At 42.5% G+C, this 537-nt stretch carries 1 protein-coding gene; it reads left to right on the forward strand.

Annotated elements, in window-relative coordinates; all coding sequences use genetic code 11:
• Positions 1–537, forward strand: a 537-nt coding sequence (locus tag AB840_RS15705) for an Ig-like domain-containing protein (RefSeq protein WP_048515738.1), incomplete at both ends; no start/stop codon positions are given.

Genomic DNA, 537 nt, shown 5'->3' on the forward strand with positions numbered 1-537 from the left:
GTAATGAATCACAACCAACAACAACAGTAGTAACGGACACAACAGCACCGTCTGTACCGACAATCAACCCAGTAACAAGTGATGATACACAAATCACAGGTGAAGCAGAGCCAAACTCAACAGTGACGGTAACATTCCCAGATGGCACAACAGCGACTGGTAAAACAGATGAAAACGGTAACTATGTGATCGATATTCCATCTAATGAAGACCTAAAAGGTGGCGAAACATTACCAGTCACAGCGACTGACAAAGATGGCAATACGTCAGAACCAGCAACAACAGTAGTGACAGACACAACAGTGCCAACTGTACCGACAATCAATCCGGTAACAAGTGAAGATAAAACAATCACAGGTAAAGCGGAACCAGGCTCAACAGTAACAGTGACGTTCCCAGATGGTACAACGGCAACTGGCACAACAGATAATAATGGTAATTATGTCATCAATATTCCAACTAACGAAGACTTAAAAGGTGGAGAAACATTACCAGTAACGTCTACTGATAAAGATGGTAATACGTCAGAACCAGCAA

Source organism: Megasphaera cerevisiae DSM 20462 (genome assembly GCF_001045675.1).
Taxonomy (GTDB): Bacteria; Bacillota; Negativicutes; order Veillonellales; family Megasphaeraceae; genus Megasphaera; species Megasphaera cerevisiae.